25 protein-coding genes and 1 other RNA gene are annotated in these 23,512 nt (G+C 44.8%); 9 read left to right on the top strand and 17 right to left on the bottom strand.

The features are described 5' to 3' along the window. Window positions 1–85: 85 nt before the first annotated feature. Both F551_RS0112450 and F551_RS0112445 read left to right on the top strand, forming a co-directional pair. Window positions 86–745: a hypothetical protein gene (locus F551_RS0112450; RefSeq protein ID WP_018997846.1), complete on the top strand. Its 660-nt coding sequence runs from the start codon at window positions 86–88 to the stop codon at window positions 743–745. A 117-nt stretch (window positions 746–862) separates the two neighbouring features. Next, window positions 863–1,243, top strand: a complete 381-nt coding sequence (locus tag F551_RS0112445; protein ID WP_018997845.1) for a hypothetical protein — start codon at window positions 863–865, stop codon at window positions 1,241–1,243. On the opposite strand, the gene F551_RS0112440 is transcribed toward F551_RS0112445, so the two are convergent. The 6 genes from F551_RS0112440 to miaA form a co-directional block, all read right to left on the bottom strand. Continuing rightward, window positions 1,244–1,453, bottom strand: a complete 210-nt coding sequence (locus F551_RS0112440) for a hypothetical protein (protein ID WP_018997844.1) — start codon at window positions 1,451–1,453, stop codon at window positions 1,244–1,246. It abuts the gene before it with no gap. A gap of 164 nt (window positions 1,454–1,617) precedes the next feature. Continuing rightward, a complete protein-coding gene (gene ilvC / locus F551_RS0112435) occupies window positions 1,618–2,637 on the bottom strand; it encodes a ketol-acid reductoisomerase (protein ID WP_018997843.1) in 1,020 nt (339 codons plus the stop codon). Window positions 2,638–2,668: 31 nt separating this feature from the next. After that, window positions 2,669–3,412: a WecB/TagA/CpsF family glycosyltransferase gene (locus F551_RS0112430; RefSeq protein ID WP_033405032.1), complete on the bottom strand. Its 744-nt coding sequence runs from the start codon at window positions 3,410–3,412 to the stop codon at window positions 2,669–2,671. 6 nt (window positions 3,413–3,418) lie between these two features. Then, window positions 3,419–3,997: an acetolactate synthase small subunit gene (ilvN, locus tag F551_RS0112425; protein ID WP_033405086.1), complete on the bottom strand. Its 579-nt coding sequence runs from the start codon at window positions 3,995–3,997 to the stop codon at window positions 3,419–3,421. 24 nt (window positions 3,998–4,021) lie between these two features. Beyond that, window positions 4,022–5,803 (bottom strand): acetolactate synthase 3 large subunit, encoded by a 1,782-nt coding sequence (locus tag F551_RS0112420; RefSeq protein ID WP_018997840.1) that lies wholly within the window; start codon window positions 5,801–5,803, stop codon window positions 4,022–4,024. Between the two features lie 206 nt (window positions 5,804–6,009). Next, window positions 6,010–6,948: a tRNA (adenosine(37)-N6)-dimethylallyltransferase MiaA gene (gene miaA / locus F551_RS0112410; RefSeq protein ID WP_018997838.1), complete on the bottom strand. Its 939-nt coding sequence runs from the start codon at window positions 6,946–6,948 to the stop codon at window positions 6,010–6,012. 67 nt (window positions 6,949–7,015) lie between these two features. On the opposite strand from miaA, the gene serB reads away from it, so the two are divergent. Beyond that, the gene (gene serB, locus F551_RS0112405) at window positions 7,016–7,903 is read left to right on the top strand and encodes a phosphoserine phosphatase SerB (protein WP_018997837.1); all 888 of its coding nucleotides are present in this window, start codon (window positions 7,016–7,018) and stop codon (window positions 7,901–7,903) included. On the opposite strand, the gene F551_RS0112400 is transcribed toward serB, so the two are convergent. The 4 genes from F551_RS0112400 to hflK all read right to left on the bottom strand — a co-directional run bounded on the left by F551_RS0112400 (window position 7,893) and on the right by hflK (window position 13,143). After that, window positions 7,893–9,344, bottom strand: a complete 1,452-nt coding sequence (locus F551_RS0112400; RefSeq protein WP_233355251.1) for an alanine/glycine:cation symporter family protein — start codon at window positions 9,342–9,344, stop codon at window positions 7,893–7,895. The genes serB and F551_RS0112400 overlap by 11 nt on opposite strands. Before the next feature lie 110 nt (window positions 9,345–9,454). Further along, window positions 9,455–10,921, bottom strand: a complete 1,467-nt coding sequence (locus F551_RS0112395; protein ID WP_018997835.1) for a Do family serine endopeptidase — start codon at window positions 10,919–10,921, stop codon at window positions 9,455–9,457. 177 nt (window positions 10,922–11,098) lie between these two features. Next, window positions 11,099–12,040, bottom strand: a complete 942-nt coding sequence (hflC, locus tag F551_RS0112390) for a protease modulator HflC (RefSeq protein WP_018997834.1) — start codon at window positions 12,038–12,040, stop codon at window positions 11,099–11,101. 2 nt (window positions 12,041–12,042) lie between these two features. Continuing rightward, window positions 12,043–13,143, bottom strand: a complete 1,101-nt coding sequence (hflK, locus tag F551_RS0112385; RefSeq protein WP_018997833.1) for an FtsH protease activity modulator HflK — start codon at window positions 13,141–13,143, stop codon at window positions 12,043–12,045. Between the two features lie 78 nt (window positions 13,144–13,221). On the opposite strand from hflK, the gene F551_RS0112380 reads away from it, so the two are divergent. Continuing rightward, a complete protein-coding gene (locus F551_RS0112380; RefSeq protein WP_018997832.1) occupies window positions 13,222–14,397 on the top strand; it encodes an Mrp/NBP35 family ATP-binding protein in 1,176 nt (391 codons plus the stop codon). A gap of 190 nt (window positions 14,398–14,587) precedes the next feature. After that, the gene (locus F551_RS0112375; protein WP_018997831.1) at window positions 14,588–15,430 is read left to right on the top strand and encodes a hypothetical protein; all 843 of its coding nucleotides are present in this window, start codon (window positions 14,588–14,590) and stop codon (window positions 15,428–15,430) included. Between the two features lie 7 nt (window positions 15,431–15,437). Here F551_RS0112375 and F551_RS0112370 read toward each other — a convergent pair whose 3' ends face one another. Beyond that, on the bottom strand, window positions 15,438–16,685 hold the full coding sequence (locus tag F551_RS0112370; RefSeq protein ID WP_018997830.1) for a DUF4189 domain-containing protein: 1,248 nt from the start codon (window positions 16,683–16,685) through the stop codon (window positions 15,438–15,440). A gap of 73 nt (window positions 16,686–16,758) precedes the next feature. After that, a complete protein-coding gene (locus F551_RS0112365; RefSeq protein ID WP_018997829.1) occupies window positions 16,759–17,307 on the bottom strand; it encodes a dihydrofolate reductase in 549 nt (182 codons plus the stop codon). 108 nt (window positions 17,308–17,415) lie between these two features. Here F551_RS0112365 and F551_RS0112360 point away from each other — a divergent pair, with 108 nt between their 5' ends. Further along, a complete protein-coding gene (locus tag F551_RS0112360) occupies window positions 17,416–18,048 on the top strand; it encodes a VUT family protein (protein ID WP_155825995.1) in 633 nt (210 codons plus the stop codon). Window positions 18,049–18,107: 59 nt separating this feature from the next. Here F551_RS0112360 and F551_RS0112355 read toward each other — a convergent pair whose 3' ends face one another. Together F551_RS0112355 and F551_RS0112350 are read right to left on the bottom strand one after the other, a co-directional pair. Beyond that, on the bottom strand, window positions 18,108–18,575 hold the full coding sequence (locus F551_RS0112355) for a hypothetical protein (RefSeq protein ID WP_018997827.1): 468 nt from the start codon (window positions 18,573–18,575) through the stop codon (window positions 18,108–18,110). A 366-nt stretch (window positions 18,576–18,941) separates the two neighbouring features. Continuing rightward, complete coding sequence (locus F551_RS0112350) at window positions 18,942–19,790, bottom strand: thymidylate synthase (RefSeq protein ID WP_018997826.1); 849 nt, start codon at window positions 19,788–19,790, stop codon at window positions 18,942–18,944. A 232-nt stretch (window positions 19,791–20,022) separates the two neighbouring features. Here F551_RS0112350 and F551_RS0112345 point away from each other — a divergent pair, with 232 nt between their 5' ends. Beyond that, entirely contained in the window at window positions 20,023–20,619 is a 597-nt protein-coding gene (locus F551_RS0112345; RefSeq protein WP_018997825.1) for a 1-acyl-sn-glycerol-3-phosphate acyltransferase, read from the top strand. Window positions 20,620–20,622: 3 nt separating this feature from the next. Here F551_RS0112345 and F551_RS0112340 read toward each other — a convergent pair whose 3' ends face one another. From F551_RS0112340 to F551_RS0112330, 3 genes are all read right to left on the bottom strand, one after another. Further along, a complete protein-coding gene (locus tag F551_RS0112340; protein ID WP_018997824.1) occupies window positions 20,623–21,336 on the bottom strand; it encodes a dienelactone hydrolase family protein in 714 nt (237 codons plus the stop codon). Further along, window positions 21,333–22,019: a GNAT family N-acetyltransferase gene (locus F551_RS0112335; RefSeq protein ID WP_018997823.1), complete on the bottom strand. Its 687-nt coding sequence runs from the start codon at window positions 22,017–22,019 to the stop codon at window positions 21,333–21,335. Before F551_RS0112335 ends, F551_RS0112340 begins: the two co-directional genes overlap by 4 nt. A gap of 162 nt (window positions 22,020–22,181) precedes the next feature. Further along, complete coding sequence (locus F551_RS0112330; RefSeq protein ID WP_018997822.1) at window positions 22,182–22,379, bottom strand: hypothetical protein; 198 nt, start codon at window positions 22,377–22,379, stop codon at window positions 22,182–22,184. A gap of 368 nt (window positions 22,380–22,747) precedes the next feature. Between F551_RS0112330 and ssrA the strand changes: the two genes are divergently transcribed. Next, window positions 22,748–23,107: a transfer-messenger RNA gene (gene ssrA / locus F551_RS17320) on the top strand. Between the two features lie 205 nt (window positions 23,108–23,312). Then, window positions 23,313–23,456 (top strand): hypothetical protein, encoded by a 144-nt coding sequence (locus F551_RS17450; protein WP_018997820.1) that lies wholly within the window; start codon window positions 23,313–23,315, stop codon window positions 23,454–23,456. Window positions 23,457–23,512 lie beyond the last annotated feature (56 nt).

The following is a 23,512-nucleotide window of genomic DNA, read 5'->3' as shown; positions in this document are numbered from 1 at the left end:
AACGCAGGCACACCCAAATAATTTTATTTGTGCCTTTAAAACAAATAATTTTGTTCAAAATCCGAAGTGGTGATGGTTAGTTATTATGAAAAATGTCTTCTTTATTGCAGGCGCAATATCTTTATCTTTATTTGGAAATTCTGCTTCTGCCGCTCCTAAATTTGTCGATACTATCGGCAAAGAATTGGAAGAAGGATTGGAAAAGCTAGCAGTTGTTAAAAAAGAAAAATTGCTAAGCCATGTCCTGAATAGCGATACAGTTTTCCACATAAAACGTACAGTCAACACAAAGCATCGCTCCCCCCAAAACACAAACTCCAGTTTCTCTGAAAAAATCCAACCGTTTGACAATGGCATAGTTATCTCAACATCAATTTACATGGGAGATAATGCAATTGGTGGCGCGAGAAACATTACCGCACCAGTCAGCATAAACGGATCACCGGTTCACCAATCGCAATTTGATACGCAAGATCTTCAGGGAAAATTAGGAGATTCAGCGATGTACACTGGGTTTGGTCTAGATACCTCAAACAACACGCGTCACACATGGGGCTTCAAGTTGATGGCAGGAGCCATGATCTCACAAAACCCCAACCTGACTCTAGTCACTAGTGATGAGCTACATTCAGATTCACTTGTCCATTTGGAGCACTTCAGCAACCAATCCAAAGGGTTAGATGAAGAATTAGCAGAATTTAGAATTACCCCTGTTGTTAATGCAGGACTATCTTTCAAGTTCTAAAATTAATTACATCCATAACTTGCCCAAATATTACAAAAATGTAAGCCTACTGATGAAGACTATCGATTGGGGCCCGCGTTCATTCGCAAATCGATAGTTGTTTTAAAGGGGTATAGTATGGGCAAATTGAACACCAAAGCTGCATGTATTGTGGCTATCGCATCTGTTTCTAGTCTCACCGCGTGCACAACAACCACACCCAGTTTCATTCCGCACTCAGTACCTTCATTGTACGGACCAACAGCATCTGACATGCCAACTCATGCCGGTGCCAATGAAGAACGATGTGCAGCAATTCAAAATGAAATCACTCATCTAAATGAAAAACTGCAACTCCCAAACATCGATGAAGACAAAGGCATTTTAAAGCCAGCAAAGTTTAATCGAGGTGAAATAAGACGAGCCTACCTCATGGGGTTAGCACGAGGCATCCCTTGCCCACGCTCCTCGCTTGAAGCAACCATGTCTATTGATGGCGACAATCAACCAAACGGCTAATCAGACTTTTATTATCTGGTTCATTTCCCATTGAAGCCATGAGCGATGCGCCTCCAAACGCTCTACAAACCGCACATCGGCTTCTGGCTGATTTAATACTTCGTCGCGCCAACGTTGAAGTATTAAATCTTGCGTTTGCATCCAATTTATCAAGTTTTCCTGCGTTTCAAACGGAAGACATTTAATTGAATTGTTCTGCGCAGCTCTCATTTTTCTATCTCCACATTATTGATAATGACTTTCAATATCAACTTCAATCAAACATCAGCATTCGTCAAGGCTATTTGCGATTCATTCTCAAATATATTTTCGGCCAAAAGAAAGCCCCCACTCTGTACGAATGAGGGCTTTGTCCAATTCAATCTAGCAGAAAACTAGTTTTTAGACTTATCAACCAATTGGTTAGACTTGTTCCACTGCATCATGCCGCGAAGTTTCTCACCAACTTCTTCGATCAAGTGATCATTTGAACGTGCACGCATTGATTTAAAGCTTGGTGCACCTGCTTGGTTTTCAAGAACCCAATCACGAGCAAATTTACCGTTTTGAATGTCTTCAAGAACAGCTTTCATTGCTTTCTTAGATTCAGAATCAACAACACGTGGACCAGATACATACTCACCATACTCAGCCGTGTTTGAGATTGAGTAATTCATGTTGGCAATACCGCCTTCATAGATTAGGTCAACGATAAGCTTTGTTTCGTGCAAACACTCAAAGTAAGCCATCTCAGGTGCGTAACCAGCTTCAACAAGTGTTTCAAAACCTGCACGGATAAGCTCAACGATACCGCCACACAGAACTGCCTGTTCACCGAATAGATCTGTTTCTGTTTCTTCTTTAAATGTTGTCTCAATCACACCCGCACGTGTGTTACCAATAGCTTTAGAGTAAGACAGCGCCACTTCTTGAGCTGTTCCAGTTGCATCTTGGTGGATAGCAATAAGACCTGGAAGACCAAAACCTTGTGAGTATTGACCACGCAATGTGTGACCAGGACCTTTTGGCGCTGACAAAGAAACATCAACATCTTTTGGTGGAACGATCAAGTTGTAGTGAATGTTGAAACCGTGGCCAAACATGATGTGCTGGCCTTTACGAACGTGCGGCTCGATTTCATTTGCCCAAAGAACAGCTTGCTTCTCATCCGGAACAAGGATCATAACAACATCAGCCCATTGAGTGGCTTCTGATGGTGTCATCACTTTCAAACCTTCAGCTTCTGCTTTCGGCTTTGATTGAGAGTTTTCCTGAAGACCAACAACGAGGTCTTTTACACCGCTTTCACGCATGTTCAAAACGTGTGCGTGTCCTTGTGAACCATAACCGATTACAGCCACTTTCTTGGACTGGATCAATGCTAGGTCAGCGTCATTTTCATAATATACTTTCATCGGAAAGGCTCCTTAGGGGTCAAATTTGAATTCAGTTTGTTTTGTTTGTATTTGCCATGCGCAAGACAAGGCCACGAGTTAGAAAAACGACATTTCCAATCACATAGCGATTGAACAGTCGTTTGGGTTCTTGAATCAGTCGGTACAACCATTCCATCCCTAATTTTCGCCACACTAATGGCGCGCGATTAACGCGTTCAGCTAGGAAATCAATGATGGCTCCACCATTCACGATTGTGCAGGAATGCTCAGCTCCGTCACGCAGTGCCATTGAAACTAATTCTTGTTTGGGCATGCCCATAGCCAAAATAATCAGATCAGGTTGAACGGCGCTTATGTCATCCGCATAGGCTTTGGTTTCCTGAAAGCCATCAAGCTTTGAAACAATATCGCCACCTCGCGCGACAATCTCATCGCACCCTTTAGACAACCATGGTTCTTGCGTTCCATACACAGAAATTTTCTTGCCTTTAAAGCGCTCAATTATGCGAGGAATTAAATCCGTTCCGTTGAGATTGGCACCCGGCTCTCGTCCAAGCCAATTCATTAGAATTTTCATTCCCGATCCATCACGCAACAAGGTATTGGAATTGGTAAGCGCCCTAAAGAGCCCCTCATCCTTCACCATCAAATTAACTGCATGCGCATTCACAAAAGAAACGATTTGAGCACTCTTCGCGTTCGGCAACTCATTCAACCATGCTTCCACATCCGCTTCCGTTTCCGGAACCGTTAAGTGGTCAAGCATGGCAGGTATCTGAATTGCCGATGACATTCTTAATTACGCTCCAGCTTGCGGACCGCGCTGCAATGACAGCACACCAGTACGAGACACTTCAACGAGACCAAGGGGTTCCATCAAATCAACGAACTGGTCAATCTTGCTAGATGTTCCTGTGACTTCAAACACGAAGCTTTCATTTGTTGTATCGATAACATTGCAACGGAAGATCTCACTTATGCGCAATGCTTCAACGCGTTTTTCACCTGTGCCTGCAACTTTTACCAAAGCAAGCTCACGCTCAATACCTGATTTTGAATTTGTAATATCGATCACACGCGCAACCGGAACAAGACGCAATAATTGCGCTTCAATCTGCTCCAATGTGTGATTTGTTCCCCGGCTTACGATCGTAATACGAGAAGTGTGTGATCCGCGGTCCACCTCCGCTACAGTGAGACTTTCGATGTTATAACCACGCGCCGAAAACAGGCCAACAACACGCCCGAGTACACCCGGCTCGTTATCTACCATTACCGCAAGCGTGCGCTTTTCAATTACATCTTCATCATGGTGCAAATCATAAGCAGACGCGGGCTCCATAGCATCTTGCATAGCTTCAATTTCTGCATCAGTCATTTTTATATTCCCTTCAGCCATAAGCTACACCAACTGCTTACCGTCTTCGTCGATTTCATCACCGGTAATCTCTGACAATATCATCTCATTGTGCGCAGCACCCGATGGAATCATCGGAAGACAATTTTCAGCCTTCTCAACCAAACAATCAAAAATAACCGGCCCATCATGGTTGATCATCTCCAACAGGGCGTCGTCAAGTTTTGCTGGGTCACTACATTGAATTCCATGCCCGCCCATTGCTTCAGCGAGTTTCACAAAATCAGGAAGTGTATCTGAATATGAACTTGAATAACGCTCACCGTGTAGCAATTGCTGCCATTGGCGAACCATACCCATCCATTCATTGTTCAAAATGAATATTTTCACAGGCAAATTATGCTGAAGTGCAGTTGAAAATTCCTGCATACACATCTGGATCGATGCCTCACCTGCTATATCAACTACAAGTGCGCCGGGATGAGCTTTTTGAACACCAACCGCCGCCGGCAATCCATATCCCATTGTTCCCAATCCACCTGAAGTCATCCAGTGATTAGGTTCTGCAAATTTAAAGTGCTGAGCCGCCCACATCTGATGTTGACCAACTTCCGTGGTCACATACACATCGTCACGATCTTTCGTTAGCTCATACAAACGCTCAATCGCATATTGAGGTTTAACCACTTTATCTGACTTCGGATAGGCAAAAGACTTACGCGCACGCCATTCTTCGATCTGCGCCCACCACTCAGTAAGTGAAGGTGTTTTCTTCTTGTTGGCCTTCCACCCTTTCAAAAGAGCTTTCAATGCTTTTTCACAATCTCCAACAACAGGCACATCAACGCGCACAACTTTATTGATAGAGGATGGATCGATATCAATGTGAATCTTCTTGGAATTTGGTGCAAAAGCGTCCAATCGCCCTGTGACGCGGTCATCAAAACGCGCGCCCACACAGATCATCACATCACAATCATGCATCGCATTATTTGCTTCATATGAACCGTGCATTCCAAGCATGCCTAGGAATTTTTCATCTTCCCCGGGATAAGCACCTAGTCCCATCAAAGTTGATGTAACCGGAAAGCCAGTTGCCGCAACTAATTCACGCAAAACCTTTGAAGCTTCTGGACCAGAATTGATCACACCGCCACCAGTATAGAAAATCGGTTTGGAGGCAGATTTCATCAATTCAAGAGCTTGTTCAATGCGTCTTTCTTTTGGTTCCGTGCGCGGCTGGTATGTACGGTGCTCAACAGATTCCGGCCCACAATAATCACCAGAGGCAAATTGAACATCTTTTGGAATATCAATAACAACCGGACCAGGTCGTCCACTTGTTGCAACATAAAATGCTTCATGCATAACGCGCGCTAAATCGTTCACATCTTTCACAAGGTAATTGTGCTTAGCACACGCACGCGTCACACCAACTGTGTCACACTCTTGAAATGCATCCGTTCCGATTAGGTGCGTGGGAACTTGTCCCGTCAAAACCACCATCGGGATTGAGTCAAGCATCGCATCTGCAATGGGCGTCACCATGTTTGTTGCACCTGGACCAGAAGTCACCAAAGCAACACCACACTTACCAGTGGAGCGAGCATACCCTTCAGCAGCATGCCCTGCGCCTTGTTCGTGCCGCACCAAAACGTGCTCTACCGAATTTTGGTTATAAATAGCGTCGTAAATAGGAAGTACGGCACCACCGGGATATCCAAATACCGTATCAACACCTTGATCGGTTAAAGCGCGCAATACGATTTCAGCACCCGTCAAAGTTTGCTGTTCGTCTTGCTTTTGTTTTTTATTCTTTGGAGCCATGGGGTCTTCTCCGGGAATGATGATTTGTAGTAAATATTTTGATCAGTTAGGGCAACGCGAAACCACGAAAAAGGGCTCCGTGTTGGAGCCCTGTTTTCATAAACCCGACATCCCCTTTCGCGCTATGCGAGGGATGCCGGGCTGATAACCAGAATTACGATTGATGCGTTGCGCATGATCTTTCCCAAAAAACTGTTGGAAAGGCTTTAACCGTTGAAATCTCTTTCGTCAATCTCATGATGAATAGAACATATCACCTTTTTTCGAACATCCAGACATTTTGATGGAATTCTTGCCCATAATGGAAACTGATGCGCAATCCACGTAAATTGGCGTTTAGCATAGCGCCGCGTATCCCTTTTGCCTCGCTCGATGGACTCCTCGAGTGAAACTTTTCCGTTAAAGTATTCACAAAAGCCCGGCATGCCGTGCGCGCGCATAATAGGCAGATCACTGGGTAAGCCACGTTCATACAATACGCGCGCTTCATCTGGCGCACCTGTTTCAAGCATTTTATCGTATCTGGAATTGATACGCGCATAAAGCTCAGCGCGGTCCGGCGTCAACGCAAACCCAACCCATTCTCCTTTTTTGAAATAAGGCGGCTCCGGTGTTTGAAACGAGGTGATCGGCTTACCCGTGTGATAAAACACCTCCAGAGCACGCGTCAGTCTTTGAATGTCTAAAGGCTTAATTCTCGCTGCCGCTTCTGGATCGACCAAAGATAGAGTTTCATGAGCTGCCTCTCGATCCGCTTCAATTTGAGCCAATGTATCACGTTTAATGTCTTCAGGAACATCTGGCACTTTTGAAAGACCATGCACTAAAGCAGAGAGATATAGGCCCGTCCCTCCAGCCAATATTGGAACTTTCCCTCTAGATTGAATTTCTTCAATCCTCTCGATCGCATCTTTAAGCCATAATCCAGTTGAATACCGCTCTGCTCCATCTACATGTCCAAACATGTGATGCGGTGCCTGTGCGACTTCAGCCTCAGATGGTCGAGCAGATAAAATTGATAGATCAGTATACACCTGCATTGCATCTGAATTGATGATCTCACCACCCAATTCTTTGGCCAATGCTATAGATAAATCTGTTTTTCCGCTTGCAGTTGGCCCGTGGATCAGTATTGCTGGCGGCATTCGCACGATGAGCTACCCCTCTTTAAAAGCTTGTCGCACCAAATCCAGTCTGAAGGGTACGGGTTCAATGAAACTTGTTATCGCCGCAAAAAAAACTGACAGCCAGTCTTCTCTAATCGATCAAATTCTTATCGAAGCCAATAGCAATTCGAATGATATTGCCGATCTTGGTGGTGAAACATGGGATTGTAAAGAAACCAGCGTATCAGCAGACGCAGCAACAGTCCTACAAGAAAAGCTCGCAAACCAAATCGGTGATCACCCTGTCGAATTCGCATTTGTTCCAGATGCGAACCGCAAAAAGAAGCTGTTAATCTCAGATATGGATTCAACAATCATTGGTCAGGAATGTATCGATGAATTAGCCGACTTTGCAGGCAAAAAGGACGAAGTTTCTGAAATCACTGAACGCGCGATGCGCGGCGAACTTGATTTTGACGGTGCATTAAAGACACGTGTCGAAATGCTCAAAGGCCTCTCAACATCCGTGCTGGAAGACTGCTTTAACGCCCGTATCACATTGAATGAAGGTGCACGCACAGTTGTTAAAACAATGGAAGCAAATGGTGCACGCTGTGTACTTGTATCTGGTGGCTTCACATTCTTTACATCCCGCGTACAAGAATTAGCGGGCTTCCATCACAACCGCGCCAACACACTAATCATTGAAAATGAAGAGATGACTGGTGAAGTTGGACTACCGATTCTCGGAAGAGAAGCAAAACTTGTAGCTTTGAATGAAGAAGCCGAGATCGCAGGAGCAACAGCGGCTGATGCTCTCGCCATGGGCGATGGAGCTAATGACCTAGCAATGATCGAAGCTGCGGGCATGGGCCTAGCATATTGTGCGAAGCCAGTTGTGTCAGCGCAAGCGGATGTCTCCATCAAAGGTCCAAGCCTAATCCCTGCGCTATTCTTTCAAGGCTATTCTGAAGCTGAATTTGTTACTGATTAGCTTTTATCTCGCTGTCATCAGTATTTGATTCTTCCAAATATTTCTTGCGGTTTGGCCAATACTCCTTGAGGTCTTTTTTGACCTCACCCGCAAGGAAATAAAGACCGATGAGATTTGGAATCGCCAACACAAAATTCAAACTGTCTGCCAATTCTATCATCTTATCCAGAGGAATAACGGCAGCAGCGGCAAGCTGGATACAATAGAAAACCTTGTATCCCATGATTATTTTTTTGCGTTCCCCCACCAGATAGGTGAAGCCTTTCAAACCATAATAAAACCAACTAATTATCGATGTGTAGGCGAACAGGATCACCGACACTGTTAGAATAATTGGAAACCATGGCAGTACTGTCGAAAATGCGTTTGAGGTAATGACCACCCCTTCACCATCCCCCAGATATGCACCTGTTACGACAACAATAATTGCCGTCATAAAACACACGATACAACTATCTATCAGTGGCTCTAAAAGGGAGACAAAGCCTTCTGTTAGCGGTTGATCTGTCTTCACAGCAGAGTGCGCAATCGCTGACGTACCAAGCCCTGCCTCATTGGAATAAACAGCGCGCTTCACACCCGCAACCAACGCACCGATAATGCCACCACCAACACTTGTTGGGTTGAAAGCTTCACTGAAAATCAACCCAATTGCACGAGGAACCTCTGCTGCATTCACGCCTAAAACAATAAGACCACCAATCAGATACAAACCACACATGGTCGGTACGATTTTTTCCGCAACAGCCCCAATTGACTTAATGCCTCCAATGATCGCTGCACCAACCAATGCAGACAGCACAATCCCATACAAAAGAGGCTGATCTAATCCAGTCGCATGCGCGAATTGGGCATGGCTTTGGTTGACCTGATACATGTTGAGTGATGCAAAAGGAAATGCCACGGCCACCATCACGGCCAATACACGCCCTGTACGCGGCATGCCTTTATTCTTCAAACCTTTAGACAGGTAATACATGGGACCACCTGATACAGTCCCATCTTCGTGCACATCACGATATTTAACCGCCAAAGTACATTCAACAAACTTTGTCGACATCCCAAAAAAGCCAGCTAACACCATCCAAAGCGCTGCCCCCGGACCACCAATTGAAATGGCGATCGCAGCACCAGCAATATTTCCAAGTCCTACTGTACCCGACAATGCCGTTGTTAGAGCTTGAACAGCAGAAATTTCGCCGCCAACCCCTGCTTTAGGTTTTCGCTTGAGCAGCTCAATCGCGTGCTTAACACCGCGAAAGTTGATACTGCCTAGATACAGCGTGAAAAACAAAGCCGCACAAATGAGCCAGACCACAATCAAGGGCAGCTTGGTTCCATTGACCATAATTGAATAAAAAATAATGGAATCGAGAAAGCCCGACACAGGGGCAACCACAGCATTAACGCCGTTTCCAATAGCTTCTGAAATAGACATCATGCCCCCTCGGCCTAGCAAGAGCGCATTTTTACGCTATCACTTCTATATTCTGAGGCGACATATTGCGTACAATGTTGAAGATTCACAAGAGGCGAATACGCTAATAATATTTAGCCATTCTGACGTGCATTGATAGATCTAAACGACATATCTCCATCGCGATAGAATTGCACCAATACTGGCTCTCCTCGTGTCGCAACTATCTCTGCTTCGGCAAGTGCTTCATCAGGTGTTTTTACCGTCAGGAAATTCACTTCCACTATAACATCACCCTTTTGAAGCTTGCCTATAGCATCAGAACCAGGTTCAACACGCTCAACCATCACACCTTCCACAGATGCTGGTATTCGAAAACGACGACGATGTTCATCGGTGATCATTGAAAATTCAACACCTAGAAGATTTGAAAACTCAGGCCCGCCGGAGAAGTCTAATTCTTCTTCCTCTCCAACATCCGCTTCCATTAGATCAAGCGACACCATGATCTCTGTATCTTTCTTCTTTCGAAGAACATTCATAGCAACATCTTCGCCAATTGGTGCACTTGCAACGACACTAGAAAGGTCACGTGTTTCTTTGATATCTTGGCCGTTGAAAGAATAAATCAGGTCACCAATTTTCAAGCCAGATCGAGAAGCAGGACTATCATCTGTCACGTGTGTAACTATCGCACCTTCAGCTTTATTCCGGCCATAACTCTTGGCTATTTCCTGCGTTACACCCTGCACCCGCACACCCAGCCATCCACGCTCAACAAGGCCTTTGTCTTTTAGTTGTTGAATGATTTGTTTTGTAAGGTTTGAAGGTACTGAAAAGCCGACCCCGACAGAACCGCCGCCGCTTGGTGAATAAATGGCCGTATTCACGCCTATCACCTCGCCTTTTAGGTTGAATAGCGGTCCACCTGAATTTCCTTTATTGATTGCTGCATCTGTTTGGATGAAGTCATCATATTGACCAGCATTAATGTTGCGATCTCGAGCCGAAACGATACCCGCTGTTACTGTTCCGCCAAGGCCAAACGGGTTACCAATCGCAACGACCCAATCACCTACCAACGCGGTATCAGAATTTCCCAAATCAACAGATGTAAGCTCAACCTCCGGCTTCACCTTAAGCAAGGCCAAATCAGTAGCTGCATCACGGCCCACAAGTTCAGCTTCTAAAATTGTGCCATCTGATAGCACAACATCAATTTCATCTGCAGCTTCAATCACGTGATTATTAGTGACTACGAAACCTTCAACGTCGATTATAAATCCGGACCCCAATGAAGAAACGCGCTTTAGGCCATCATCATCTCGATTGAAGAACTCATTAAACTCTTCAAGCGGTGATCCTTCACCAAACCCTCCAACGCCTCCACCAGTGCTCATAGTCTGGCGCGTTGAAATGTTTACTACGGATGGCATCAATCTCGCTGCCAGTTTGGAAAAACTATCCGGCGCGTTATTGGGAGCTTCAGAAGCAGTTTCAGAGGCGGTTTGAGCCAATGCTACATTCATGTTTCCAAGACAAAATCCTGCACTAGAAATCAGTGCCACACCCAAATTCTTCAGCGTGTGTTTTTGTCTCATATCTTCATATCCTCAAAACAAACTTGAATCGGCTTACGACCAAGCGTCGATAAACTCAATTGTTTTAGGGCAATTTAATCTTGATAAGTGAACGAATACACTACACTCAACAATAAAAAGCCGCCCCAATCATCAAAAATTGGGACGGCAAAATAAAGGCAAAGCTGTATTTAAGTGCTAGTTTGCACCTTCTTTGTTTCCAAAGTAGCCAAAGAAGTCGCTATCTGGAGAAAGCACCATCGGTGTTCCGGCTTTTACACCCACTTTATATGCGTCCATTGAACGATAGAATGAGAAGAATTCAGGATCTAGATTGTACGCACCCGCATAAATCGCGTTACGCTGTGCATCTCCATCACCTTTAATTTTCTCTGCTTCCTGTTGAGCTTCAGCTTCAATAACCGTCACATCGCGGTCAGCTTCCGCACGAATGCGAAGACCTTGCTCTTCACCTTCAGCGCGGATCTCTGCAGCCTCTTGCTGACGCTCTGTTTGCATACGCGCAAAAACACGCTCAGAGTTGGCGCGAGGCAGGTCAGCACGTGTAATACGCACATCCACAATCTCGATACCATACTGCTCAGCACCTCGGTTTAGAATGTCACGAATTGACGTCATCAACTCAGCACGCTGCCCAGAAATAATGTCTGGCGTTTCCACTTCACCGAGAACCTCACGCAACGCAGCGGTCATGATACCGCGCAATTGAGTTTCAGCACCTCGTTCATTGTTGGCTGAACGAAAGAACTGTAGTGGATCAACAATTTTCCAGCGCGCAAAAGCGTCAACAATCAAACGCTCTTGGTCAGCTGCAAGAATTTCCTGAGAAGGAAGATCAAAGCCTAAGTTCTTCTTGTCAAACAAAGCGACATTTTGAATGAACGGCAATTTAAAATGCAAACCAGCATCTGAATTTTCAGCGTTTAGATTGTCATATTGAATCACTTCACCTTCAACGACTTCGCTAGCGCGAGTAGGTGCGTTGATCACATTCTGATATTGGCCAAGTTGCAATAGAATTGCCTGTTGATCTACGCGCACAATATAAAAAGAATTGAAACCAATAATTGCGGCAAGACCGACAAGAATTAGTGCAAATGGTCCTAATGTTTTAGCCATTTTTATTTCTCCCCACGACGAAGTTGATCAAGTGGCAAATAAGGCAAGGCCCCAGCGTCATTGTCCAAAATAATTGTTTCTGAACGGCCTAAAACTTCTTCCATAGTTTCAAGATACATACGTTCGCGCGTTACACGAGGAGCCTTACGGTACTCTTCGTACACAAGACGGAAACGCTCCGCCTCACCCGTCGCGACTGCAATAACTTGTGAGCGATACGCCTCTGCTTCTTGCAAGATACGTTGCGCTTGACCACGTGCACGTGGAACAACATCATTTGCGTATGCAATTGCGCGGTTAATTGTTGTTTCTTTATCTTGCGCTGCGTTCACAACATCACGGAAAGCGTCGATCACTTCAGCTGGTGGATCAGACTTAGCAAGCTGAACTTCGGTAACCTGAATCCCAGCACCATAACTATCCAACGTATCTTGGATTAATTGACGGGCTGTCGCCTGCACATCGTCACGGCCTGTTGTAATAATCGGTTGCAATTCACGCTTACCAACAACCTCACGCATTGAACTTTCAGATACACGCTCAAGCATAAGCGCAGGCGCTTTTACGTTGAACAAATAATCTTGCGGGTTCGATACTTTCCAGAAAACAACAAAGTCGATGTCCACGATGTTTTCATCACCAGTCAACATTTGCCCTTTAGCACCTTGACCAATCTCAGTGCTCTGGATCTTGTTTACTGGAACAATTTCATGTGTTTCGATTGGATCAGGGAAACGGATTTGGAAACCCGGTCCACGAGTTGAGTGATACTCACCAAAACGAAGCACAACAGCTTGTTCTTGTTCGTTGACCTGAAACACACCAGTTGCCAACCAGCCAATAAGACCAATAACAGCAAATAGCGCTAATCCGATACCACTAAAGGCACCGCCGCCATTTTTTCCACCTCGACCATTACGGCCTCCGCCGCCCTTGCGACGATTTGCAAATTTCTCTTGCATTTTTTTCAAGCTATCTTCCAGATCTGGTCCTTGTTGGCCATTATCACCCGGACGCCCCCAAGGGCTCTTATCGTCACCGCCAGATCCTTTAGGTGCATCACCCCATGGACCTTTGCCGCCCTTATTATCGTTCCAAGGCATTTACGCCGCTCCTTTCGGAATTATAAGTCTTCACTATATCATCTATCTCATATCGTTTAACTTTGGAAAGCTTCAACCGTGACTAACACGAATTCTGACCTCAAACAGGCAGTTCTTGACGTTCTAGACGAAATTATTCACCCAAATACGTCAAAAGGGCTGATAAAGTCCCAAAGAATTCAAGGTCTTTCTATTCAAGAAGGGGGCCAAGTGGGCTTTATTCTTGAAGTAGACAATGGTCCTTCACCCGAAGCTGATTCTCTCCAAAAGCATGTTGAGGAAGCATTATCGAAAATAGATGGCGTTTCTAAAGTCACTATCGTTTTGACTTCTCACTCCGAAACACCACAACCTCCAAAAGCCTCAGGTGCAACTCATCGCATGCACAAGGGCGACAACACTGCCTCTAAAGATGCGCGTGGCCCAAGCAAGCCCTCTTCGTCAACTGCGCAGCGCACCGCCATACCAGGTGTAAACGCCATGATCGCTGTTGCGAGCGCCAAAGGTGGTGTTGGAAAATCTTCAGTAACCGTCAATTTAGCCATCGCCTGCGCTCAACTGGGACTCAAAGTTGGAATTCTCGATACCGATGTCTATGGGCCTTCTATCCCTACAATGCTGGGAACTTCAGAAGTCCAACCCGAACAAAACAAAGAAGGCAAACTCTTCCCTATTGAAGCGCACGGCCTGAAAACAATGTCTATTGGATATCTCGTCGATTCTGATGCACCAATGATATGGCGAGGCCCTGTAGTTGTTTCAGCAATCAACCAAATGATGAGCGATGTAGAATGGGGACATATAGACGTTCTATTTGTGGACACACCTCCAGGCACCGGCGACATTCAGCTTTCGCTCACCCAACGCGCCCCACTATCTGGTGCAGTTATAGTGTCTACGCCTCAAGAAATTGCGCTTGCCGATGTACGCAGAGGCGTGGCTATGTTCAAGAAAACGCACACACCGGTCTTTGGCATAATTGAAAACATGGCTTGGTTTGAAGATCCAGTCAGCAAAAACCGGACACACATTTTTGGTGAAGGTGGAGCTCGAAAAACAGCTGAGGCACTAGAAATTCCTTTCTTAGGAGAACTGCCTATCGTACCTCAAATTAGAGAAGACGCCGACTCAGGCACACCTGCAGCAATTACTGCTGGACCAGTTCAAGACAGTTTTCGCGCCATTGCAGAAAAGATAATCGCCTCGTTAGAGGCACCTCAAGGCAAGGCTCCACCCAAGATTGTTTTCGAATAAAGCGAGAAATCTGTTAAAATATGGGAATACTTCGCTGAAACCTCAGGTTTCTAACAGTTTCTTCTCGGCCACCTATTTATTTTAACCTTTTTTTAGGGTTTGGTTTAGGTTCGGCCCCACAATTGCAGCGGGCTTTGACTAGCAGAAAGCTAATATCACGTTTTCTTTTCGTCTGGACGGAGCCCAGCCCATGTCTTTTACATTTCCAATACGCGGCGTGTTTTGGCCGCAGGATGAGTTTGGGCGAATTCTAAACATTGCAGTGAAGCGCGAACACCTTTCACCTCTTTGGTCAAACCTGAGTGAAAGCGCTGTCGACTATGCATTGGAACGTTTTGAAAATGATCTGCACAGCGTCTACTTAACTGGGCCGGCCGCAAGAAACCGTCCAGGTGGTGGTTCTATCATCATAGTGCTCCAAAAAAATGCAAGTGCATCAAAATACTCAAGCTGGTGCGTTTCAGCCGCCGAGGCATTGCGTCGTGATCACAAATGCAAATTCGGTATGAATGTACACGTGCTGAAATGGGATGAAATCTTCTGCCCGCTTGGTAGATATTCTCCCGCTAAATTCCGCCTTAGCGTGAACTCTATCTGCGTAGGCGGCCGCGCTGTCACACGCCTGATAACGCAGCAGCGCATTGATGAGGCCGTTGCTAATCCCATGCTGGTGAATTTCGAAAAACAATTGCGTTCGGCAAAGCAAAAAACACTAGCATCTGATAGCCGCAGAGCTATTCGAACAATTTCTGCCAATGTTGGACATGCAGTCGTCTCCGCAGGCTATGCAACTGTTATGGCAGCAGAACAAACTTATACTGAAGACTTGGATATTCGCAGAGATATTTTCGCACTATATCATCCTGAACGTGCGGAAGATATTCAACGCGCCTACGACATGTCCGCTCTACCTTCTTATGATCCAGTGCAGGTGAGAAGTTTTATCAATGACACTTGCGAATGGGTCCTACCTTTGGTCGATAACTGGCTAAATGCCCATAATCCTGAACGGTTGGAATTACTATCAGTCTAATCTGATATTACTCATCAAATGCACAAAATTGCGTATGGACACGGCAAACATTTGTTTGTCCGCGTTTTTCATTACATTCCGCTACTGCATTCACACGAGCCGCAACCGGATCTTGAGAAGACGCCATCCCCCAATATCTGCGATCAAACCCAGAATTGGCATTTCGAACATCTTCTTTTGCCATTGCATATGCAAAACAGCCATTAAAAGGCTTATACAATTGGCATGATATAGAAGTTGCCTCACAATCACTCATCGCAATCGAAACCGCATCTCTTGCGGTATCGGCACCTCTTGAAATCCCAATGCTTCCGTCATCGCTGCGTGCAAAACTCCCCCACAATTGCTCAAATCTTGGCAATGGTGTGATATCACAATGAGGATATAACGCATCCCTACCAGCGACATCATCATGAGATAGGCCTCGCTTCCACAGGCCCGGCGAATGCACATTTCGGCGCACCATCACAGCGCTACCTGCTACATTGCGTGATACCTTCAGGCTATCTACAGCCGCCAGACAATTCACATTAACGGCGTTGTAAGGGACATCATCATTATCGATATTTTTAGAAGGATATTCTTCTGGATGCCCCAACCCTAAAGCATGACCGATCTCGTGAAAAATCAAGGTTGGAAAATGTACACATCCGGGTTTTGTTTTCGCAAAGTTTTCATCCACATAAAAACAACGCTCTCTATTTACCCGAATATCCGCGCTTTCTATCCGATCTTTTGCCCAATCCGACCGCATACCATTGGACAGCGTCACATACCCCACTGGGCGGTCATAAAATATTGTATAGCCATTCATTTGAGCATTGCGGAAGTTGGGAAACTGCAATGCCGTCGCAGCGTAAAAATCTATTTCAGCACCTTGGTCTGTTTCTCCAATCACAGCCAAAGGAAAGCTGGGTGTAATTTGGTCAGATACGTCAGTAAATTTTAGAATGGGATGACCAGACGACCATCTTTCTAACGCTGCCGCAATAACTGATCTTGCATCAGCACATGTCGCACCATCAACAAAATGAATCTCGCAAATGCTTTTGTCTACTGAATATTCTAGTCCGCCCCCAAGCCCTCTTTGACCTGTCGCCAATAGAGACCCATCTGTCATAGACCAACGGGAAGCACGCTTTAAATCTTCAATAGCATTCCCTGTCGATGTTCGCGGCCCCTCAACAACGAAAGCTGATGCCGCAGATACAATGCTGCAAACAAAGACCAAGAACACTATAAAGATACGGATCATTTTTATCCTGCAAAACACCAATTGACCACTACGCTAATGCAGCCACAATGAAAGACAGGTGAACGCCTTTTTGTTAGCTGCGTTTCCTTACCAGCTTCTTCATCACAAATGCATGGTCATTATCACTATCAGCAGAATGAGGTGTTTCTTCGACACACTCCCATTCTTCATCGGAAACTACGGGAAAGAAAGTGTCTCCTTCCGGTGCGGCGTCGACGTCTGTAACGTACAATACATCTACCTGCTCAAAGGCCGCCTGATAGATTGCACCGCCACCAATAATCATGACTTCATCCACATTGGTTTGTTCAGCGACAACAAGCCCCGCTGAAATAGCGACACCTAGGCTAGGATATACACGCGCTTTAGGCGCATCAAATTCATGTTGGCGCGTTACCACTAAATTGGCCCGCCCTTTCAGGGGCTTAAACGGCAAACTTTCCCAAGTCTTCCGCCCCATAATAACAGGTTTGCCATAAGTGACAGACTTGAAGAATTGTAAATCCCCCTTCAATCGCCACGGCAAATCACCATCTACGCCAATGACGCCATTGCTTGCCCTTGCAACTATCATTGCTAGTTTTGGACGTGATGCTGCTTCGCTATTATGTGTAGATGACAAAATAATCTCTTTCTTCAATTGTCAGAATTTCCCGACTTAACAGCATTCTAAAAATGCTCGATAAGGGAGATGTAGCTATATTTGAGAATGAGTGCAAAGGGCAAAAAAATGAAATCAACAGCAACTGAAGATTTCAGCTTTCTCCAAGCCCTGATGGAAGCAATAGCGTACCGGTCGATAGATCATTTACCCATGATTTTAGCAGGATATTTGGTGACGGGATCTCTGTTATGGTTTTTAGGCGGAAGATTTTGGGCAATGATCTATGTTGCTCTTATTCCTTTTGTAAACTGGAGCTTTGGCTGGGCCCCTAATATTACACTCCCCTTTGCACCGGAATTTGGATTCAATCCGGTTACCATCGTCACCGGATTGGTGCTAGTTGTAAGAGACTTCACACAACAAGAAATGAAGCACAGAGTCCTCATAGCTATGTTGATCGGTGTTGGCTGGTCTTTTTATTATGCTAGTCCAGAAATCGCGCTGGCATCTGCAGCAGCCTTTGCTATCGCCGAGCTAGTAGACTGGGCGCTATTTACCTTCACCAAATACCGACTTTCGACACGTATCATGCTTTCAAGTGCGATCGCTGCACCGATAGATACAACAGTATTTCTGATTGGAGCCAAATTCCTGACATTCCCCAACTGGCTAATGTCTATCGTAGGAAAACTGTTCGGTGCCGCTGTTGTTTCGGCCATTGTCAGATCAAGAGAGCCAACTCAAAATCCAACGCAATAAAAAAAGGCGGTTCTTTTGCAAGAACCGCCTTTCATTTTAAGGATCAACCTCAGATGGAGTTATTCTCCGTCTGTAGCTTCTTCAACTTTTTCTTTAGCAGCGTCTACAAGGTCGCCAGCTTTGTCAGCTGCAGCGTCTTTAACATCGCCTGCCATTTCAGCGGCTTTATCAGCAGCTTCACCTGTTGCCGCAGCAACATCACCAGCTACATCTTTAGCACCGTCAACTACGTTACCAGCAGCTTCTTTAGTCGCTTCTACAGCGTCACCAGTTGCAGCAGCGGCTTTATCAGCCATGTCGCCAGCAGCTTCAGTAGCACCTTCAACAGCATCACCAGCAGCAGCAGCTACATCGCCAGCAACTTCTTTAGTTGCGTCTACAGCGTCACCAGCTACGTCTGCAGCAGCAGATGCTGCCTCACCAGCTTTATCAGCTGCAGCAGAAGCAGCTTCTTCAGCTTTTTGACATGCTGACAATCCAAGCACAGAAGCCGCAGCAACAAGTAATAGTTTTGATTTCATGTTCATTGGTATAGACCCCCTTCGGTCAAACAAACGTTCTAGGACCCCCCAATACTCATTGAGTCCTTCGCACGAAAAATACTTTCCGCCCTGTTTTTGCAAAAAAATCAACCCTTAAACACATATTAACTTTTCTAGTTAAGGGGCATTTTTTCTAATCTATATGGTTTCTAATTTATAGAAACCGCATACAAAACCATCGCCATAAGTTCAGCAACCTACTGTTTTCAAAGAAATATTACAAAAAACTAGTGGTGATTGCGATCTCAACAAATCCAACACTTTTCACACAAACTACCGCAAAGTAAGGCTAACTGACATTTAGAGTGAAATCTTCGTAATCTCAATTTTCAAAACCTGTTTCTCAAAAAGTTACGCTGAAAAAGGAAAAGAAATAGAGGGATGATGCTCATACCCAACAACCTCGAAATCATTTGGAGTTACCCATGTTTCTATGTCTTCGAGAGATTTTATATCTGGGTTGATTTTTAATGTCGGCATAGGAAATGGATCACGCTCTAACTGCGTTTTTATGCCTTCGATTTGATCTTCATAAATATGGATATTCACCATTTTATGAAATGCCTTTGCAGGCTGCTTCCCTGAAATTATAGCCCCCAAATAAGCAAGCACAGCCACTTGAGGCATGTTAAAAACAAGCCCCAAAGGCAAATCAACTGATCGCTGATAACTCGTCAGATAGATTTTATCTCCCAACAAAGAAAAGTTGTGCGTGTGCATACAGGGCCGCAAACAACCTAAGTGAAATTCTCCCGGATTATAAAAAGTGACTATTTCGCCGCGATCATCAATTCCATTAGACAGGTTTGTGAAAACCTTCTTAAGCTGATCTACATGCCCACCATCCGGCTTTGCCCAGGAGCGCCCCTGCACACCATATACACGCCCCATATCGTCTGTGCCTTTACGCACCGGGTTAGCAAGCCATGCCTGCGTTTCATTGGCATTGCTGTCCCATGTTTTGGTTCCAAGTTCTCGAAAGTCAGCCGCATTGTCATATCCACGCAAATAGCCGAGCAATTCTGCAATCGCGGATTTATAAAAAGCTTTTCGTGTTGTGACTAAAGGAAATTCACCTTTGGAAAGATCATATTCAAAATCTGCATTGATGAGCGTCAGGCATTTTTTTCCTGTACGTTTATTATAGACCCACTCGCCTTCGTTTAAGACTTTTCGACACAAATCTAGATATTGGTGCATGTCAGCTTCTTTCGGGTCCGGTCATCGCATGAACTATAATTAGAATCATTTTTGAGGATTTGCAGCTTATTCTTCGTCAAACAAACTACAACATTTCCTCTGAATTATTGTGCCTCAGTTTCCTTTTCAACACATTGTTCAAAATTGACTAAAACCACTATCAAACTTGACGCTGGGTTATTTTGATTACACTCGTGTAAGAAAACCAAATACGATATTGGATACAAATTGAATGGCACCACGTATTAATTCAGTCATGAGCCCGAACACGCCAAGCATGGGAAATGGTGCAACCCGTTGGCTTGGCAGTGTTGTCCTAAAATCACTAGGGTGGAAAATCACTGGGAAATTACCGGACAAAAAGAAAATTCTGGTGATCGGCGTTCCTCACACTTCCAATCTTGATTTCATTGTCGCAATGGCTGCAATGCAATCGGTTGGGTTACGCATGTCCTACATGATGAAAAAAGAAGCCTTTGTTTTTCCACTCGCCGGGTTCTTCAAATGGCTTGGGGGCGTCCCTATTGATCGCAGCAAATCACAAAACGTGACGGATCAAATGGTCGAATGGTACAATTCAAACGACAATGTTTGGCTTGGTATTGCCCCTGAAGGCACACGTTCTCAAGTTGATAGTTACAAACCTGGATACTTACGAATTGCCTATGCCGCCAAGGTTCCCGTTTTCATTGCCGGTATAAATGGTGGCACAAAAGAAATTCTTCTAACAAAATGCTGGGAACTCACAGGTGACCTAGAAAAGGACAATGAAGAAATCCGAGCATTCTGCCAGAAGACATTTACGGGTATTCGTCCCGAACGCCAATAAAACTTAGCCCAGCGCTTGTTCCAACAATTGAGTGGCTGAAATCCAAGCGCGTTTTTCAGTAACAGCATTATATTGGGTCCCCCCCTCCGGTGCATTCGCATCCGGATTCATGAATGAATGCATCGTTGAGCCATAAGCATATAGCTGCCAATCACATTCGGCGCGCGTCAACTCATCTCCAAGCTCAATAATCGTCTCAGGTTTCGCCATGGGGTCATCGTATCCGTGCAAAGCAAGCACTTTTGCTTCGATCTTATTGTCGGGAAGCCTATTTGGCATAAACAACCCATGGAAACTAATTGCCGCTTTTACATCTAGCCCCGTACGCGCTAGATCCAAGGCGCATAATCCACCAAAGCAAAATCCGATTATCGCTATCTTCGCTGCATCAACTTCATCAAAACTCTTTGCAGCTTCAACGGTCGCTATTAAACGCTGTTTGAGCTTAGCGCGGTCTTCAACAAATGGGTTCATCAATGCAGCATTTTCATCTGCATCTGCCCCCACTTTACCGTCGCCATACACATCAATAGCAAAGCCAACATAACCAAGCTTTGCCAGCTCAACAGCTTTGTCCTCACTAAATGAGGTACGCCCTCTCCAATCCGGAGCTACAAGAACACATGGCTTGGGACCAGCTGCATCATCCCAAGCGAGGAAACCAACACAAGTTTGATCCCCATCTGTATATTCGACTGTCTTAGTTTGAATGCTCATGTTCTGTCCCGTTCTTGATTAATTAATTCAGTCAGTTTGACCTTTTGACGACCATTCTTATCAAAATTTTCAGGATCAAACCAAGCTGCAAATGCTCTTTTAGTCGCCGGCCATTCTCTATCAATCAAAGAAAACCAAGCTGTATCGCGATTGGCACCATATCTCACCATATGATTACGAAACACACCTTCAAACTGCATCCCAAATCGCTCTGCAGCCCTACACGAAGGCAAATTCAGGGAATCACACTTCCACTCAAACCGACGATATCCCAATTGATCAAACACATAACTCGCCATAAGGAAAAATGCTTCTGTTGATTTGGGACTTCTCGCCATATGAGCTGACCAGTGAACCCAACCTATTTCGACACTGCCATTAGCTTCATCAATGCGAAGGAATGCTTGCATACCAACAGCTTTTTCAGTCGACTTATCAACAACAGCATAAAACTCATCTTGCTGATTGCTTTCACAGGTTTGTATCCAATTTGAAAACCCATCAAAGGTGTGCCCGTTTTCAACTCGTAAAAACTTAGCTCTTTCTATTTCTGAAGATGTTGCGCACGTTTCGAACAAATCACGTGCATGTTTTGTCAGACTAAGTCTCTCTAGTCTAACATATTGCCCATCCAATTCAGCGATTTCTGGTCGTTCTCGAGGAGACCAATCTACAAGCTGCATTTCTTGATTCTCGACTAATGAAGATAACTTCCATCAGGAATTCGCAGTTTGAACTTTTTTGCAATAAAAAAAGCGTGACAACGCCAAATATACTGGAAGGCAAGAAACCAGCATTTAGCGACTGTCACGCCGATGTTACGATACTTAACTCTACATCATGCGCTAATGCGCATGAGTTAAATCTACTTTCCCGCTGGAAGTCGTCAATTCAGCATCCGACAAACTTCCCCCTTCAGCGTGGAGATAATCGTCAACGGCTTGATTAGCTTCATTTTCATCCAGTCCAGAGCGCTCAACCAGTCGACGTGCTAAAGCATGTGTTTCTGTTTCTTCACATTGAACCTTGGAATATCTATTCATGCGTGATCCTCCATAAAGGCAATACGATTAACACTTGTTCCTTCCATACTTACGATCAATTAAGTGCCAAAGAATAACAGCAATACCTTCAACTATAATTGACCTAAAACAAGCTTGAAAACGCCTTACCGAAAGTGACCATACTATAGAATCACAAATTTTAAAAACCAACATGGTTAATAACGCATATCAAACTAGAAGTTTCTGATTCATTATTAAGAATACAATTTTATAATTCTCAATCGTATGCATTCTATTCTTTTAAATATCATGCGCTTCGTCTTTTTTGTAGAAAACAACTCGCATGACAAAAAATTCAGAAAATATTCTGCGATTATTCTCATCTTTCCCCATTTTTCTAAGACTTAGTGCTTTTCCTATTAATCATTCCCACCTATATTAGACATGTCCCTTGCGGACTATAACGATAAACCCTTGTGTAATAAGCGGCTCGGACCCGGGGGCGGTACCCGGCGGCTCCACCAGTAACTCCCGCATCGTTTGGCGGATGGATTTGGGGCCGAAATAGGATCGACGGACGTGTAAAGACTATGACTTCGTTCGACTGGGCACCGTTAGAAGCCCAACTAGCAAATAGTTGCAAACGACAATTTTGCTGAAGGTGAGCTACTCGCAGCGTAAGCTGTGCGGGCAAACCGCTTAAACTCCTTGGGACCTATAGCACCTAAGGCGGGGTTCGGAAGCACCTGGCAACAGAAGCTTCCACTACTCTATTTGCACTTCTCCTTCTTAAGTAAAACATCCTCACACTTTTTAGATTGCTGAGGGCAAATTTCCTTTGGAAGTTCTTAAATACGCAAGCAATAATTAATGTGACCACACGCCGCGCTAGCCTCAGCTCAAAAACCATATATTAATTATGGATAAATTGCGGAATTCACGCAAACCCTTTGTGAATAATCGGAGCTGAAAATGGGCAACCTTCATGTCGACCACTTGGCAATATATGCTTTAATTGGATTTGGAACATTACTACTGGTTTGTATTGGACTAACTGCTTGGGTTGTTTCCAAAGTCATGGGAGCTAAACCAGATCCAAATTCTTCAACTGAATAATTCTAACTCTGTCTCAGCTTTGTTCACAAGCAGGAACTGGTTTACATGTTGGTATG

This window comes from Hirschia maritima DSM 19733, from assembly GCF_000378345.1.
GTDB lineage: Bacteria > Pseudomonadota > Alphaproteobacteria > Caulobacterales > Hyphomonadaceae > Hirschia > Hirschia maritima.
This window is presented reverse-complemented; position numbering and strand designations above follow the sequence as displayed.